Source organism: Stenotrophomonas sp. 05L413, assembly GCF_056397945.1.
The window spans coordinates 1-16,721 of the sequence record NZ_JBFTOL010000012.1 but is presented as its reverse complement, the minus strand read 5'-3'; the positions used below and the strand labels follow the sequence as shown (position 1 = coordinate 16,721).

At 62.9% G+C, this 16,721-nt stretch carries 13 protein-coding genes and 1 tRNA gene; all 14 read left to right on the top strand.

The genetic code is table 11. The features are described 5' to 3' along the window. A partial coding sequence (locus tag AC1DIQ_RS18855; RefSeq protein WP_478048678.1) for an EF-Tu C-terminal domain-related protein occupies positions 1-148 on the top strand: 148 nt, incomplete at its 5' end. Positions 149-253: 105 nt separating this feature from the next. Continuing rightward, a tRNA-Trp gene (locus AC1DIQ_RS18850) sits at positions 254-329 on the top strand. Positions 330-373: 44 nt separating this feature from the next. Continuing rightward, positions 374-781, top strand: coding sequence for a preprotein translocase subunit SecE (gene secE / locus AC1DIQ_RS18845; RefSeq protein ID WP_121044666.1), 408 nt, complete (start codon positions 374-376; stop codon positions 779-781). 10 nt (positions 782-791) lie between these two features. Next, positions 792-1,352, top strand: a complete 561-nt coding sequence (gene nusG / locus AC1DIQ_RS18840; RefSeq protein WP_019186115.1) for a transcription termination/antitermination protein NusG — start codon at positions 792-794, stop codon at positions 1,350-1,352. A 242-nt stretch (positions 1,353-1,594) separates the two neighbouring features. Then, on the top strand, positions 1,595-2,023 hold the full coding sequence (gene rplK, locus AC1DIQ_RS18835; RefSeq protein ID WP_019186116.1) for a 50S ribosomal protein L11: 429 nt from the start codon (positions 1,595-1,597) through the stop codon (positions 2,021-2,023). Positions 2,024-2,027: 4 nt separating this feature from the next. Then, the gene (gene rplA / locus AC1DIQ_RS18830; protein WP_121044663.1) at positions 2,028-2,726 is read left to right on the top strand and encodes a 50S ribosomal protein L1; all 699 of its coding nucleotides are present in this window, start codon (positions 2,028-2,030) and stop codon (positions 2,724-2,726) included. A 387-nt stretch (positions 2,727-3,113) separates the two neighbouring features. Then, positions 3,114-3,647, top strand: a complete 534-nt coding sequence (rplJ, locus tag AC1DIQ_RS18825; RefSeq protein WP_121044660.1) for a 50S ribosomal protein L10 — start codon at positions 3,114-3,116, stop codon at positions 3,645-3,647. Between the two features lie 62 nt (positions 3,648-3,709). After that, a complete protein-coding gene (gene rplL, locus AC1DIQ_RS18820) occupies positions 3,710-4,078 on the top strand; it encodes a 50S ribosomal protein L7/L12 (protein WP_019186119.1) in 369 nt (122 codons plus the stop codon). A gap of 296 nt (positions 4,079-4,374) precedes the next feature. Beyond that, positions 4,375-8,529, top strand: coding sequence for a DNA-directed RNA polymerase subunit beta (gene rpoB / locus AC1DIQ_RS18815; protein ID WP_121044657.1), 4,155 nt, complete (start codon positions 4,375-4,377; stop codon positions 8,527-8,529). An 89-nt stretch (positions 8,530-8,618) separates the two neighbouring features. Beyond that, on the top strand, positions 8,619-12,866 hold the full coding sequence (rpoC, locus tag AC1DIQ_RS18810; protein ID WP_461770598.1) for a DNA-directed RNA polymerase subunit beta': 4,248 nt from the start codon (positions 8,619-8,621) through the stop codon (positions 12,864-12,866). A gap of 346 nt (positions 12,867-13,212) precedes the next feature. Then, entirely contained in the window at positions 13,213-13,587 is a 375-nt protein-coding gene (gene rpsL, locus AC1DIQ_RS18805; protein ID WP_017356008.1) for a 30S ribosomal protein S12, read from the top strand. Positions 13,588-13,599: 12 nt separating this feature from the next. Continuing rightward, positions 13,600-14,067: a 30S ribosomal protein S7 gene (gene rpsG / locus AC1DIQ_RS18800; RefSeq protein ID WP_019186122.1), complete on the top strand. Its 468-nt coding sequence runs from the start codon at positions 13,600-13,602 to the stop codon at positions 14,065-14,067. Between the two features lie 136 nt (positions 14,068-14,203). Next, complete coding sequence (fusA, locus tag AC1DIQ_RS18795) at positions 14,204-16,345, top strand: elongation factor G (protein WP_121044654.1); 2,142 nt, start codon at positions 14,204-14,206, stop codon at positions 16,343-16,345. Between the two features lie 53 nt (positions 16,346-16,398). Further along, a partial coding sequence (locus AC1DIQ_RS18790; RefSeq protein WP_478050590.1) for a GTP-binding protein occupies positions 16,399-16,721 on the top strand: 323 nt, incomplete at its 3' end.

The following is a 16,721-nucleotide window of genomic DNA, read 5'->3' as shown; positions in this document are numbered from 1 at the left end:
AGGTGTGGAAATGGTGATGCCGGGCGACAACGTGAAGATGGTTGTCACCCTGATCAACCCGGTCGCCATGGATGAAGGCCTGCGCTTCGCGATTCGCGAAGGCGGCCGTACCGTCGGCGCCGGCGTGGTCTCCAAGATCATCGCGTAATACTGCAATACCGGCGGTCGCATAGCGCTGCTGCCGGTCTCGCGAGTGGCGGGCCGGGAACCTCGGTCCGCCTTCGCCGTCTTAGGGAAGGCAAGTTTTTTCAGTACGCCAGTAGCTCAATTGGCAGAGCAGCGGTCTCCAAAACCGCAGGTTGGGGGTTCGAGTCCCTCCTGGCGTGCCACTTCTCCCTTCCAGCGGCTATGCCGCCACAGCAGCCAGAGCCGGATGAACAGCAAGATCGAGCATTCCAAAGACAACGCCTCCACTGGAGGTGACATCGTCAAGTACGCCGTCGCAGCGATCCTGGTGCTGGCGGGTCTTTTTGCTTGGTATTGGTTCGGTGCTCCTGAGCATGCCTCCCAGAGTGCATGGGCCGGTCCGCTTCGCGGTCTGGCCGTTGTCGTTGGCCTGGTGGCCGGCCTCGGCGTGTTCCTGCTGACCGGCAAGGGTCGCGACACGCGGGAATTCCTTTCCGAATCGCGTTTCGAACTGCGCAAGGTGGTCTGGCCGACGCGCCAGGAAGCCATTCGCATGACCTGGGTGGTGATCGTTGTGGTGATCATCCTCAGCCTGCTGCTGGGCGGATTTGACTTCGTGATTCAGAAATTGACCCAGTGGTTCCTGGGTCGATAAGGAGAAACCAGTGAAGCGTTGGTACGTCGTTCACGCCTATTCGGGCTTCGAAAAGTCGGTTGCGCAGGCTCTGCGCGATCGCATCGTGCGTGACGAGATGCAGGAGCGCTTCGGTGACGTCCTGGTCCCGACCGAGGAAGTGGTTGAAATGCGCGCCGGCCAGAAGCGCCGTTCCGAGCGCAAGTTCTTCCCGGGTTACGTGCTGGTCCAGATCGAGACCCACGAAGAAAACGGTATCCCGCGCATCGACAACGAAAGCTGGCACCTGGTCAAGGACACCTCCAAGGTGATGGGCTTTATCGGCGGCACCGCCGATCGTCCGTTGCCGATCCGTGATGAAGAGGCTGCCGCCATCCTGGACCGCGTTCAGGAAGGTGTGGAAAAGCCCCGTCCGAAGGTGTTGTTCGAGCCGGGCCAGATGGTCCGTGTCACCGAAGGTCCGTTCAACGACTTCAATGGTGTGGTCGAGGAAGTCAACTACGAGAAGAGCCGTCTGCGCGTCTCGGTGCTGATCTTCGGTCGCGCCACCCCGGTCGAGCTCGAATTCGGCCAGGTCGAAAAGGCCGTCTGAGCCTGAGGCAGCAGGGTTCCGGGCGGCCGCCCGGAACCTGAACAGCCTGCGCCCGTCAGCCTTGAGGCAAGGGCGGAAAAAACCTGATATAGTGCGCGGCTTCCTGCCAGGAAGCTGGCAAAAGCAAGGGCCGCCGCGAGGTGGCCTTCTGCGTGAATTCAAAACGCGATGCCGGGACGCGTGATTCCCGGTCCGATGGGGAGCCTGTTGTCGTAAGGCGCTAGCACCCGGAGAGCATACTCATGGCAAAGAAAGTTGTCGGTTATATCAAGCTGCAGGTGAAGGCCGGTCAGGCCAACCCCTCGCCGCCGGTCGGTCCTGCGCTGGGTCAGCGTGGCCTGAACATCATGGAATTCTGCAAGGCCTTCAATGCCGCCACGCAGAAGCTGGAGCCGGGTCTGCCGGTGCCGGTCATCATCACGGCCTACTCGGACCGTACCTTCACCTTCATCACCAAGAGCACCCCGGCTGCCGTGCTGCTCAAGAAGGCTGCAGGCATCTCCTCGGGCTCCAAGCGCCCGAACACCGAGAAGGTGGGCAAGGTGACCCGCAAGCAGCTCGAAGAGATCGCCAAGACCAAGGAAGCAGACCTGACGGCTGCTGATCTGGATGCCGCGGTGCGCACCATCGCCGGTTCTGCCCGTTCCATGGGCCTCGTGGTAGAGGGTTAAGAAGATGGCACAGACCAAGCGTGAGAAGGCCATCAAGGCCGCCGTCGTCCCGGGCAAGGCATACGCCTTCGAGGACGCCATCAAGATCCTGAAGACCGCTACCAAGGCCAAGTTCGTCGAGTCCTTCGACGTTGCTGTGCGCCTGGGCGTGGACGCCAAGAAGTCCGACCAGCAGGTGCGCGGTTCCACCGTGCTGCCGTCCGGTACCGGCAAGAGCGTGCGCGTTGCCGTCTTCGCACCGGCCGGTGCCAAGGCTGACGAAGCCCTGGCCGCTGGCGCTGAAGCCGTGGGCATGGACGACCTGGCCGAGAAGATGCAGGCCGGCGATCTGAACTACGACGTCGTCATCGCGACCCCGGACGCCATGCGCGTCGTGGGTAAGCTGGGCACCGTGCTCGGCCCGCGCGGCCTGATGCCGAACCCGAAGGTCGGCACCGTGTCGGCCAACCCGGGCGAAGCCGTCAAGAATGCCAAGTCGGGTCAGGTGCGTTACCGCACTGACAAGGCCGGCATCATCCATTGCACCATCGGCAAGGCCGACTTCGCCGAAGACGCGCTGAAGTTGAACCTGCAGGCGCTGCTGATGGATCTGGTCAAGGCCAAGCCGGCCACCTCGAAGGGCACCTACCTGCAGAAGGTTTCGGTCAGCTCGACGATGGGCCCGGGCGTGACCATCGACCAGTCCTCGCTGTCGCTGAAGTAATCGTTTCAAGCGGGTACCGGGCCCAGGTCCGGTACCCGCGATATTTGAAGGCAATCCGAGTGGGGCTCGCCCTGCAGAGATAGCCGTCAAAGACCGCAGGCGCGGTCAGTACATACCGGCGACGGGCAAGGATGCTCGCATTGGCAGGGAGTCGCCGCCGGCGCAGTACCGAACGCTTAATCGATTCCCCCGGGAATCACCCTGCGTAGATGGTGCCCTTCTGGAGTTTTTCTGGTTTACGCACGTCTGGGTTCTCCCAGGTTGGCCATCCAGGTCTAGAACGGCCCACCCTTGGAACATCACCTGATGTTCCCGGCGTCCAGGACGGATGCCGCCCAGGACCGCACACGGCAGGAGCCGTAAGCGGAGTTCAATTGGAGGAGTGCAATGGCTCTCAATCTGTCCCAGAAGCAAGAAGTAGTCGCCGAGCTGGCAGACGTCGCCGCCAAGGCCCACTCCTTGATCGCAGCCGAATACGCTGGCACCACGGTCTCCCAGATGACCGCGATGCGCAAGCAGGCACGCGAAACCGGCGTTTTCTTGAAAGTTGTCAAGAACACGCTGGCGGCACGTGCAGTGGAAGGTACCGAATACGAATGCGCCAAAGACGCACTCGTCGGTCCGCTGCTGTACGCGTTCTCGCTCGAGGAGCCCGGCGCAGCCGGTCGCCTGATCAAGGATTTTGCCAAGACCAACGACAAGCTGCAGGCAAAGGTCGTGGCCATCGGCGGGGAACTGTTCCCGGCTGGCCATGTCGACGTGCTGGCCTCGCTGCCGACCCGTGATCAGGCCCTGGCCATGCTGGCCCGCGTCCTGGCCGAGCCGGCCACGATGTTCGCCCGTGCCGTCAAGGCCGTGGCCGACAAGCAGGGTGGCGGTGAAACCGCTGACGCTGCCGAGCCGGTCGCCGAAACCGCCTGAGTCGACGTTTCCGTGGTTCCGAACGGAACCTCAACCCAGAAAATTATCCAAAGGTAATCAAAATGTCCCTTACCAACGAACAGATCGTCGACGCCATCGCCGAGAAGTCCCTGATGGAAGTGATGGAGCTGGTCAAGGCCATCGAAGAGAAGTTCGGCGTCTCCGCCGCTGCTCCGGTCGCCGCAGCTGCTGCTGCTGGCCCGGCTGCCGCTGTTGAAGAGCAGACCGAATTCGACGTCATCCTGAAGTCGGCCGGCGACAAGAAGGTCGAAGTCATCAAGGCTGTCCGCGCCATCACCGGCCTGGGCCTGAAGGAAGCGAAGGATCTGGCAGAAGCCGGCGGCATGATCAAGGAAGCCGCTTCGAAGGACGACGCTGCCAAGTTCAAGAAGGACCTGGAAGCTGCTGGCGCGACTGTCGAAGTCAAGTAAGCAGTTCCTTGCCTCGCCATCGAAACACGGCGATGCAGCCAAGGCTGGGGGCGTAAGCCCCCGGCCTTTGGTCGTTTCACGCAACACCCGAAATACGAGCCCAACACGGGCTGCGGTCATCCCCCGTCACAGCGGCGCCCAGGCGCGCGGGCAGGGGAGTGGATGCAGACGAGTTGGCAGTTGGAAGTAGCGGGAGAAGGCGTGCTGGTGCCGGCAATACCAGCGACTTCCAACTGACAATTTCAGTTTCCCCTCGGGTCGTGGACGCACGATCCGCACAGCCAAGGTGATACCTCATGACGTCTTATTCGTTCACCGAAAAGAAGCGTATCCGCAAGGATTTCGGCAAGCAGCGCTCGATCCTCGAAGTGCCGTTCCTGCTTGCCATCCAGGTCGATTCCTACCGTGAATTCCTGCAGGAAAACGTCGATCCGGCCAAGCGCACGGACCACGGCCTGCATGCCGCCCTGAAGTCGGTGTTCCCGATTTCCAGCTACAGCGGCAACGCTGCCCTGGAATACGTCGGCTACAAGCTCGGCGATCCGGTGTTCGACGAGCGCGAGTGCCGCCAGCGTGGCATGAGCTACGGCGCGCCGCTGCGCGTGACCGTGCGCCTGGTGATCTACGACCGTGAGTCGTCGACCAAGGCCATCAAGTACGTGAAGGAGCAGGAGGTCTACCTCGGCGAAATCCCGCTGATGACCGACAACGGCACCTTCATCGTGAACGGTACCGAGCGCGTGATCGTCTCGCAGCTGCACCGTTCGCCGGGTGTGTTCTTCGACCACGACCGTGGCAAGACCCACAGCTCGGGCAAGCTGCTGTACAGCGCCCGCATCATCCCGTACCGCGGCTCCTGGCTGGACTTCGAGTTCGACCCGAAGGATGCCCTGTTCACCCGTATCGATCGTCGCCGCAAACTGCCGGTCTCGATCCTGCTGCGTGCGCTGGGTTACAGCAACGAAGAGATGCTGGCCGAGTTCTTCGAGATCAACACGTTCCACATCAACCCCGATGAAGGCGTGCAGCTGGAGCTGGTGGCCGAGCGTCTGCGCGGCGAGACCCTGAACTTCGACCTGGCCGACGGTGACAAGGTCATCGTGGAAGCCGGCAAGCGCATCACCGCGCGTCACGTCAAGCAGCTGGAAGCCTCGGGCATCGCCGCCCTGGCCGTGCCGGACGATTACATCGTCGGCCGCATCCTGTCGCACGACGTGGTCGATGCCAACACCGGTGAACTGCTGGCCCAGGCCAACGACGAAATCACCGACGAGCAGCTGCAGGCCTTCCGCAAGGCCGGTGTGGATGCCGTGGGCACCCTGTGGGTGAACGATCTGGATCGTGGCCCGTACCTGTCCAACACCCTGCGCATCGATCCGACCAAGACCCAGCTGGAAGCCCTGGTCGAGATCTACCGCATGATGCGTCCGGGCGAGCCGCCGACCAAGGATGCCGCGCAGAACCTGTTCCACAACCTGTTCTTCACCTTCGAGCGCTACGACCTGTCCACGGTCGGCCGCATGAAGTTCAACCGCCGTGTCGGCCGCAAGGCTGTCACCGGCGAAGCCGTGCTGTACGACCGCAAGTACTTCGGTGAGCGCAACGACGAAGAGTCCAAGCGCCTGGTCGCCGAGCACGCCGACACCTCCGACATCCTGGAAGTGATCAAGGTCCTGACCGAGATCCGCAACGGTCGTGGCGTGGTCGATGACATCGATCACCTGGGCAACCGTCGCGTGCGTTCGGTCGGTGAAATGGCCGAGAACGTGTTCCGCGTGGGCCTGGTCCGCGTCGAGCGCGCGGTCAAGGAACGCCTGTCGATGGCCGAATCCGAAGGCCTGACGCCGCAGGAGCTGATCAACGCCAAGCCGGTCGCCGCGGCCATCAAGGAGTTCTTCGGCTCCTCGCAGCTGTCCCAGTTCATGGATCAGAACAACCCGCTGTCGGAAGTGACGCACAAGCGTCGCGTCTCGGCCCTGGGCCCGGGCGGTCTGACCCGCGAACGCGCCGGCTTCGAAGTGCGCGACGTGCACCCGACCCATTACGGCCGCGTCTGCACCATCGAAACGCCGGAAGGCCCGAACATCGGCCTGATCAACTCGCTGGCCGTGTACGCCCGCACCAACCAGTACGGTTTCCTCGAAACCCCGTACCGCAAGGTTGCTGACGGCAAGGTCTCCGACGAGATCGAGTTCCTGTCGGCCATCGAAGAGAACGAGTACGTCATCGCCCAGGCCAACGCCCTGACCGATGCCAAGAGCATGCTCACCGAGCAGTTCGTGCCGTGCCGCTTCCAGGGTGAGTCGCTGCTCAAGCCGCCGGCAGAAGTCCATTTCATGGACGTCTCGCCGATGCAGACCGTGTCGATCGCTGCCGCGCTCGTCCCGTTCCTGGAGCACGATGACGCCAACCGTGCACTGATGGGCGCCAACATGCAGCGTCAGGCCGTGCCGACCCTGCGTGCCCAGAAGCCGCTGGTGGGTACCGGTATCGAACGCGCCGTGGCCCGTGACTCCGGTGTGACCGTGAACGCCCGTCGTGGCGGCGAGATCGTGCAGATCGACGCCGGCCGCATCGTGGTCAAGGTCAACGAAGTGGAGATCACCGACGCGACCGACGCCGGCGTGGATATCTACAACCTGATCAAGTACACCCGTTCCAACCAGAACACCTGCATCAACCAGCGTCCGCTGGTGGAAGTGGGCAACGTGGTGGCGCGTGGCGACGTGCTGGCTGATGGTCCGTCCACCGACATCGGTGAACTGGCCCTGGGCCAGAACATGCTGATCGCCTTCATGCCGTGGAACGGCTACAACTTCGAAGACTCCATCCTGCTTTCCGAGCGTGTGGTGGAAGAGGATCGTTACACCACGATCCACATCGAAGAGCTGACCTGCGTTGCGCGTGACACCAAGCTGGGGCCGGAGGAAATCTCCGCCGACATCCCGAACGTCTCCGAGCAGGCCCTGAACCGCCTGGACGAGAGCGGCGTGGTGTACATCGGTGCCGAAGTGCGCGCCGGCGACATCATGGTCGGCAAGGTCACCCCGAAGGGCGAAAGCCAGCTGACCCCGGAAGAGAAGCTGCTGCGCGCGATCTTCGGCGAGAAGGCGTCGGACGTGAAGGACAGCTCGCTGCGCGTGCCGCCGGGCATGGACGGCACCGTCATCGACGTGCAGGTCTTCACCCGCGACGGTATCGAGAAGGACAAGCGCGCCCGTCAGATCGAAGAGTCTGAAATCAAGCGCGTCAAGAAGGACTTCGACGACCAGTTCCGCATCCTGGAAGGCGCCATCTACGCCCGTCTGCGTTCGCAGATCGTGGGCAAGGTGGTCAACGGCGGTGCCAACCTGAAGAAGGGCGACACCGTTACCGACGCCTACCTGGACGGCCTGAAGAAGGCCGACTGGTTCGTGCTGCGCATGAAGGATGAGGACGCCTCCGAAGCCATCGAACGCGCCCAGAAGCAGATCCAGGCGCACGAGAAGGAATTCGAGCGTCGCTTCGCCGACAAGCGCGGCAAGATCACCGCGGGCGACGATCTGGCCCCGGGCGTGCTGAAGATGGTCAAGGTCTTCCTGGCCGTGAAGCGTCGCATCCAGCCGGGTGACAAGATGGCAGGCCGCCACGGCAACAAGGGTGTGGTCTCCAACGTGGTGCCGGTCGAAGACATGCCGTACATGGCCTCGGGCGAAACCGTGGACATCGTGCTGAACCCGCTGGGCGTGCCGTCGCGTATGAACATCGGCCAGATTCTGGAAGTGCATCTGGGTTGGGCCGCCAAGGGCCTGGGTCGCAAGATCCAGGGCATGCTGGAAGCCCAGGCTGCGATCAACGACCTGCGCAAGTTCCTGGACGACGTGTACAACCACGACAAGACCCAGCACGCCAACCACGTCGATCTGACCCAGTTCAGCGACGAGGAGCTGCTGCGCCTGGCCGCCAACCTGACCGACGGCGTGCCGATGGCAACGCCGGTGTTCGACGGTGCCACCGAAGCCGAGATCAAGCACATGCTTGCCCTGGCCGACCTGCCGCTGAGCGGCCAGACCCAGCTGTATGACGGCCGCACCGGTGAGGCATTCGATCGCCACACCACCGTGGGCTACATGCACTACCTGAAGCTGAACCACCTGGTCGACGACAAGATGCACGCCCGTTCGACCGGCCCGTACTCGCTCGTTACCCAGCAGCCGCTGGGCGGCAAGGCGCAGTTCGGTGGCCAGCGCTTCGGTGAAATGGAAGTCTGGGCGCTGGAAGCCTACGGCGCGGCCTACACCCTGCAGGAAATGCTGACGGTGAAGTCCGATGACGTGCAGGGCCGCAACCAGATGTACAAGAACATCGTCGACGGTGAGCACGAGATGGTCGCGGGCATGCCGGAATCCTTCAACGTGCTCGTGAAGGAAATCCGCTCGCTGGCCATCAACATGGAACTGGACGGCAACTGATCGCGCAGGCGCGGCTGCCCCGGCAGCCGCGCCGCCACATCTGAACCGACAGCCCCATCGACAAGATTTCCTCCTTTCGGAGAAACACCATGAAAGACTTGCTCAACCTCTTCAACCAGCAGCGTCAGACGCTGGACTTCGACGCGATCAAGATCGCGCTGGCCTCGCCGGACCTGATCCGTTCGTGGTCCTTCGGCGAAGTGAAGAAGCCGGAAACCATCAACTACCGTACGTTCAAGCCGGAACGTGACGGCCTGTTCTGCGCCGCCATCTTCGGACCGGTCAAGGACTACGAGTGCCTGTGCGGCAAGTACAAGCGCATGAAGCACCGCGGCGTGGTCTGCGAAAAGTGCGGCACCGAAGTCACCCTGGCCAAGGTGCGCCGCGAGCGCATGGGTCACATCGACCTGGCCTCGCCGGTCGCGCACATCTGGTTCCTCAAGTCGCTGCCCTCGCGCATCGGCCTGATGCTGGACATGACCCTGCGTGACATCGAGCGCGTGCTGTACTTCGAAGCCTACGTGGTGACCGAGCCGGGCCTGACCGCCCTGGAGCGCCGCCAGCTGCTGACCGAAGAACAGTACCTGCAGGCCCGCCAGGAACACGGCGACGACTTCGATGCCGCCATGGGCGCCGAGGCCGTGTACGAGCTGCTGCGCACGATCGACCTGCAGTCGGAAATGACCCGCCTGCGCGAAGAAATCGCCAGCACCGGTTCGGAAACCAAGCTCAAGCGCCTCACCAAGCGCATCAAGCTGGTCGAGGCCTTCCTCGAGTCGGGCAACCGTCCGGAGTGGATGGTCATGACCGTGCTGCCGGTGCTGCCGCCGGACCTGCGTCCGCTGGTCCCGCTGGACGGTGGCCGCTTCGCGACCTCCGACCTGAACGACCTGTACCGCCGCGTCATCAACCGTAACAACCGCCTGCGCCGCCTGCTCGAGCTGAACGCGCCGGACATCATCGTGCGCAATGAAAAGCGCATGCTGCAGGAATCGGTCGATGCGCTGCTGGACAACGGCCGTCGCGGCCGTGCCATCACCGGCACCAACAAGCGCCCGCTGAAGTCGCTGGCCGACATGATCAAGGGCAAGCAGGGTCGCTTCCGCCAGAACCTGCTGGGCAAGCGCGTGGACTACTCGGGCCGTTCGGTCATCGTGGTCGGTCCGTACCTGCGCCTGCACCAGTGCGGCCTGCCGAAGAAGATGGCGCTGGAGCTGTTCAAGCCGTTCGTCTTCGCCAAGCTGCAGCGTCGTGGCCTGGCCACCACCATCAAGGCGGCCAAGAAGCTGGTCGAGCGCGAAGAAGCCGAAGTCTGGGACATCCTGGAAGAGGTCATCCGCGAACATCCGGTGATGCTGAACCGTGCGCCGACCCTGCACCGTCTGGGCATCCAGGCCTTCGAGCCGGTCCTGATCGAAGGCAAGGCCATCCAGCTGCATCCGCTGGTCTGCACCGCGTTCAACGCTGACTTCGACGGTGACCAGATGGCCGTCCACGTGCCGCTCTCGCTGGAAGCCCAGCTGGAAGCGCGTGCGCTGATGATGTCCACCAACAACATCCTGTCGCCGGCCAACGGCGAGCCGATCATCGTGCCGTCGCAGGACGTCGTGCTGGGTCTGTACTACATGACCCGCTCGCTGGTGAACAAGAAGGGCGAGGGCATGGCCTTCGCCAACATCGCCGAGGTCAAGCGCGCCTACGACAACCGCGTGGTGGAACTGCACGCGCGCGTCAAGGTCCGCATCACCGAAGTGGTGACCGACGAGGAAGGCAACAAGCAGAACAAGACCTCGATCGTGGACACCACGATCGGTCGCGCCCTGCTGGCTGAAATCCTGCCGGAAGGCCTGCCGTTCGCGCTGGCCAACACCGAGCTGACCAAGAAGAACATCAGCCGCCTGATCAACTCCAGCTACCGTCAGCTGGGCTTGAAGGACACGGTCGTGTTCGCCGATAAGCTGATGTACACCGGCTTCGCCTACGCAACCCGCGCTGGCGTGTCGATCGGCATCGACGACATGCTGATCCCGGACGAGAAGCGCGGCATCCTCACCGAGGCCGAAGCTGAAGTGCTGGAAATCCAGGAGCAGTACCAGTCGGGCCTGGTCACCGCCGGCGAGCGCTACAACAAGGTGGTCGACATCTGGTCGCGCACCAACGAACGCATCGCCAAGGCGATGATGGACACCATCGGTACCGAGAAGGTGGTCAACGCCGAAGGCGAGACCATCGACCAGAAGTCGATGAACTCGCTGTACATCATGGCCGACTCCGGTGCCCGTGGTTCGCAGGCGCAGATCCGTCAGCTGGCCGGTATGCGCGGCCTGATGGCGCGTCCGGATGGCTCGATCATCGAAACGCCCATCAAGGCGAACTTCCGTGAAGGCCTGAACGTGCAGGAGTACTTCAACTCCACCCACGGTGCCCGTAAGGGTCTGGCAGATACCGCGCTGAAGACGGCGAACTCGGGTTATCTGACCCGTCGTCTGGTCGACGTGGCGCAGGACGTGGTCATCACCGAGGTGGATTGCGGTACCACCGAAGGCCTGACCATGACCCCGATCGTGGAAGGCGGCGACGTCGTGGAGCCGTTGAAGGATCGCGTGCTGGGTCGTGTCGTGGCCGAGGACGTGTTCCTGCCGGGCAACGACGAAGATCCGATCGTGACCCGCAACACGCTGCTCGACGAGCAGTGGGTGGCCAAGCTGGAAGATGCGTCGGTACAGTCGGTCAAGGTCCGTTCGACCATCAGCTGCGCCTCGCCGTTCGGCGTCTGCGCGCACTGCTACGGTCGCGATCTGGCCCGTGGCCACATCGTCAACATCGGTGAAGCGGTCGGCGTCATCGCCGCACAGTCGATCGGTGAGCCGGGTACCCAGCTGACCATGCGTACGTTCCACATCGGTGGTGCGGCGTCGCGAGCGGCTGCGGTGGACAACATCACCGTCAAGACCACCGGTTCGGTGAAGTTCAACAACCTGAAGTCGGTCGAGCACGCCAGCGGTTCGCTGGTGGCGGTCTCGCGTTCGGGCGAAATGTCGGTGCTCGATGCCCACGGCCGTGAGCGTGAGCGTTACAAGCTGCCGTACGGCGCGACCATCACCTCCAAGGACGGCGATGCGGTCAAGGCTGGCCAGACCGTGGCCAACTGGGACCCGCATAACCACCCGATCGTGTCCGAAGTGGCCGGTTTCATCCGCTTCATCGACTTCATCGACGGCGTCACCGTCATCGAGAAGACCGACGAACTGACCGGCCTGGCATCGCGTGAAATCACCGATCCGAAGCGTCGTGGTTCGCAGGCGAAGGACCTGCGCCCGATCGTGCGTATCGTGGACAAGAACGGCAACGATCTGACCATCCCGAACACGGATCTGCCGGCACAGTACCTGCTGCCGCCGCGCTCGATCGTCAACCTGCAGGACGGCGCCGCCGTCGGCGTGGGTGACGTGGTCGCCAAGATCCCGCAGGAAGCGTCCAAGACCCGCGACATCACCGGTGGTCTGCCGCGCGTGGCCGATCTGTTCGAAGCACGCAAGCCGAAGGATCCGGCGATCCTGGCCGAGCGTTCGGGCATCATCAGCTTCGGCAAGGACACCAAGGGCAAGCAGCGCCTGATCATCAAGGACACCGATGGTTCGGAACACGAAGAGCTGATCCCGAAGTACCGTCAGGTGATCGTGTTCGAAGGCGAGCACGTGACCAAGGGCGAAACCATCGTGGACGGCGAGCCGAGCCCGCAGGACATCCTGCGTCTGCTGGGTGTCGAACCGCTGGCGGCTTACCTGGTCAAGGAAATCCAGGACGTGTACCGCCTGCAGGGCGTGAAGATCAACGACAAGCACATCGAGGTGATCACCCGCCAGATGCTGCGCAAGGTCGAGATCACCGACCAGGGCACCAGCAAGTTCCTGAATGGCGAGCAGGCCGAGCGCCAGCGCGTCATCGAGGAAAATGCCCGCCTGGCCACCCGCAACGAGCTGCCGGCCCGTTTCGATCCGGTGCTGCTGGGTATCACCAAGGCTTCGCTGGCGACCGAATCGTTCATCTCGGCGGCGTCGTTCCAGGAAACCACCCGCGTGCTGACCGAAGCGGCCGTTCGCGGCACCTCGGACAACCTGCGCGGCCTGAAGGAAAACGTCATCGTCGGCCGTCTGATCCCGGCCGGTACGGGCCTTGCGTACCACGCCAACCGTCGTCGCAACGCCTCCGGGCTGACCGACTCGGAAATGCAGACCCTGTCCGGCAGCGCGTCGGCCGTGGCTGAGGTGGCTCCGGTGGCCGCCGTGGCGGTGGAATCGACCGAAGCTGAACAGGCTCCGGGCAGCGACGAGTAATACGCAGGCCCGGCTTCGGCCGGGCCCGCGGCAGGGCAGGGCGTCGACTCCGGTCGGCGGCCTTCCCGGCAAATCAGCAGGCACCGGCCACTGGTCGTCTGCCTGCCGATGAGGTAGGATGCCCGCCGGTCTTTCAATGGACCGGCTTGACAACCTGAACGGGGGGCATGGAAAAGGCTCCCCTGTAACGGCCCGGGATCAGGGCTGGCTTGGCGCGTGCGCATTTGACTGCGTTTTCGCCGGGTTGCTACAATCGTCTGTCTCAGCAGGCCGGTCTTTCGCCTGCTCGCACATTTCCGCATTCATGGCCAGTCTTTTCATTGGCCTCTCTCAGAAGAACATACTGATGGCGACGATCAATCAGCTTGTCCGCAAGCCGCGGCAGGCAACCACTTATAAGAGTGCCTCCCCGGCGCTCGATAAGTGCCCCCAGCGCCGTGGTGTCTGCACGCGCGTGTACACCACCACTCCGAAGAAGCCGAACTCGGCGCTTCGCAAGGTTGCCAAGGTTCGCCTGACCAACCAGGAAGAAGTGATTAGCTACATCGGCGGCGAAGGCCACAACCTGCAGGAGCACTCCGTGGTCCTCATCCGTGGCGGTCGCGTCAAGGATCTGCCGGGTGTGCGTTACCACACCGTGCGTGGCTCGCTGGACGCCTCCGGCGTTGCCAAGCGTCGCCAGGGCCGTTCCAAGTACGGCGCCAAGCGTCCGAAGAGCTAAGGGAAAGTACACATGTCTCGTAAAGGTAATACGCCGCAGCGCTCTGTCCTGCCGGATCCGAAGCACGGAAGTGAAACCATCGCTCGTTTCATCAATATGGTGATGCTGAGCGGCAAGAAGTCGGTCGCTGAAAAGATCGTCTACGGTGCCATGGACGTGATCGGCGAAAAGAACCCGAATTCCGTCGAGCTGGTTCAGAAGGCTCTGGAAAACGTGGCTCCGTCGGTCGAAGTCAAGTCCCGCCGTGTCGGTGGTGCTACGTACCAGGTGCCGGTCGAAGTGCGTTCGTCGCGCAAGATGGCCCTGGCCATGCGTTGGCTGATCGACTCGGCGCGTAAGCGTGGTGAAAACACCATGCCGAAGAAGCTGGCTGCCGAACTGCTGGACGCCTCGGAAAATCGTGGTGGCGCCATCAAGAAGCGCGAAGAAACCCACCGCATGGCCGAAGCCAACAAGGCCTTCGCGCACTACCGCTGGTGAGTTTGACGGCCTTGCAAAACAGGCACGGCAGCACCATCTAGGTGCTGCCCCGCGGCACCTGGGGTGCCGCGCCAATCCGAAGGCCGCCGAAAGGCGGCGTTCGGCCATCCGAATTCCAAGAAATTGAGAGGCTCCCGTGGCCCGCACCACTCCCATCGAGCGTTACCGCAATTTCGGCATCATGGCCCACATCGATGCCGGCAAGACCACCACGTCCGAGCGCATCCTGTTCTACACCGGCAAGAGCCACAAGATCGGTGAAGTGCACGACGGCGCTGCCACCATGGACTGGATGGAGCAGGAGCAGGAGCGTGGCATCACGATCCAGTCCGCTGCCACCACCGCGTTCTGGAAGGGCATGGACAAGTCCCTGCCGGAGCACCGCTTCAACATCATCGATACCCCCGGGCACGTCGACTTCACCATCGAAGTGGAGCGCTCGCTGCGCGTGCTCGACGGCGCGGTCTTCGTGCTGTGCGCCGTCGGTGGCGTGCAGCCGCAGTCGGAAACCGTGTGGCGCCAGGCCAACCGGTACAAGGTGCCGCGCATTGCCTTCGTCAACAAGATGGACCGCACCGGTGCCAACTTCACCAAGGTCGTCGGCCAGCTGAAGGCCAAGCTCGGCGCCACCGCCGTGCCGATGCAGCTGCCGATCGGCGCTGAAGACGGCTTCAAGGGCGTGGTCGATCTGATCAAGATGAAGGCCATCCATTGGGATGAAGCCTCGCAGGGCATGAAGTTCGAGTACCTGGAGATCCCGGCTGACATGCAGGCGGAGGCCGAAGAGGCCCGTACCTACATGATCGAAGCGGCGGCTGAAGCCAGCGAAGAGCTGATGGAAAAGTACCTGGGCGGCGAAGAGCTGACCGAGGCCGAAATCGTCGAAGCCCTGCGCGTGCGCACCCTGGCCACCGACATCGTGCCGATGTACTGCGGCTCGGCGTTCAAGAACAAGGGCGTGCAGGCCATGCTGGACGGCGTGGTGCAGCTGCTGCCGTCGCCGATCGACGTGCCGGACGTGACCGGTACCGACGTGGACGACGAAACCATTGCGCTGAGCCGCAAGTCCGATGACAAGGCGCCGTTCTCGGCGCTGGCCTTCAAGATCATCACCGATCCGTTCGTCGGCGCGCTGACCTTCTTCCGTGTCTACTCGGGCACCCTGAACGCCGGCGACCAGCTGCTGAACTCGGTCAAGGGCAAGAAGGAGCGCATCGGCCGCATCCTGCAGATGCATTCCAACGATCGCGAAGAGATCAAGGAAGTGCTGGCCGGTGACATCGCCGCTGCGGTGGGTCTGAAGGACACCACCACCGGTGACACCCTGTGCTCGCAGGACCACCCGATCATCCTGGAGCGCATGGTGTTCCCGGAGCCGGTCATCTCGATGGCCGTCGAACCGAAGACCAAGTCCGACCAGGAAAAGATGGGTCTGGCCCTTGGCCGTCTGGCCCAGGAAGATCCGTCGTTCCGCGTCAAGACCGACGAAGAATCCGGCCAGACCATCATCTCGGGCATGGGCGAGCTGCACCTGGACATCATCGTGGATCGCATGAAGCGCGAGTTCAACGTTGAAGCCAACGTCGGCAAGCCGCAGGTTGCGTACCGCGAAACGATCCAGATGGCGGACGTGAAGTCGGACTACAAGCACGCCAAGCAGTCCGGTGGTAAGGGTCAGTACGGTCACGTCGTGATCGAGCTGTCGCCGATCACCGCTGAAGACCGTGCCGACCCGAAGATCGGTCCGATGATCAAGGACGACTTCCTGTTCATCAACGACATCACCGGTGGCGTGATTCCGAAGGAATTCATTCCGTCGATCGAAAAGGGCCTGCGCGAAACCATCACCAGCGGTCCGCTGGCGGGCTTCCCGGTCGTTGACGTCAAGGTGAAGCTGGTGTTCGGCTCGTACCATGACGTCGACTCCTCGGAAATGGCGTTCAAGCTGGCCTCCTCGATGGCCTTCAAGCAGGGCTTCCAGAAGGCCAAGCCGGTCCTCCTGGAGCCGATCATGAAGGTCGAGATCGTGACCCCGGAGGATTACCAGGGTGACGTGATGGGCGACGTCAGCCGTCGTCGTGGCGTGCTGCAGGGTTCGAGCACCACCGGTGACGGTTCGGCCAGCATCATCAACGCGATGATCCCGCTGGGTGAAATGTTCGGTTACGCCACCTCGCTGCGTTCGCAGACCCAGGGTCGCGCAACGTTCACGATGGAGTTCGACCACTACGAGCCGGCGCCGAACAACATCGCCGAAACCGTGATCAAGAAGTCCTGAGCGTAAGCTCAGGACTCCACCTCATTCTTTTCTGATATCCAAGGTATACAACAATGGCMAAGGGTAAGTTCGAGCGCACCAAGCCGCACGTCAAYGTCGGCACCATCGGTCACGTYGAYCACGGCAAGACCACGCTGACCGCYGCACTGACCAAGATCGGTGCCGAGCGCTTYGGYGGYGAGTTCAAGGAYTACTCSTCGATCGACGCCGCGCCGGAAGAAAAGGCRCGTGGCATCACGATCTCGACCGCACACGTCGAATACGAATCCACCGAACGTCATTACGCCCACGTCGATTGCCCGGGCCATGCTGACTACGTCAAGAACATGATCACCGGTGCTGCCCAGATGGACGGCGCGATCCTGGTCTGTTCGGC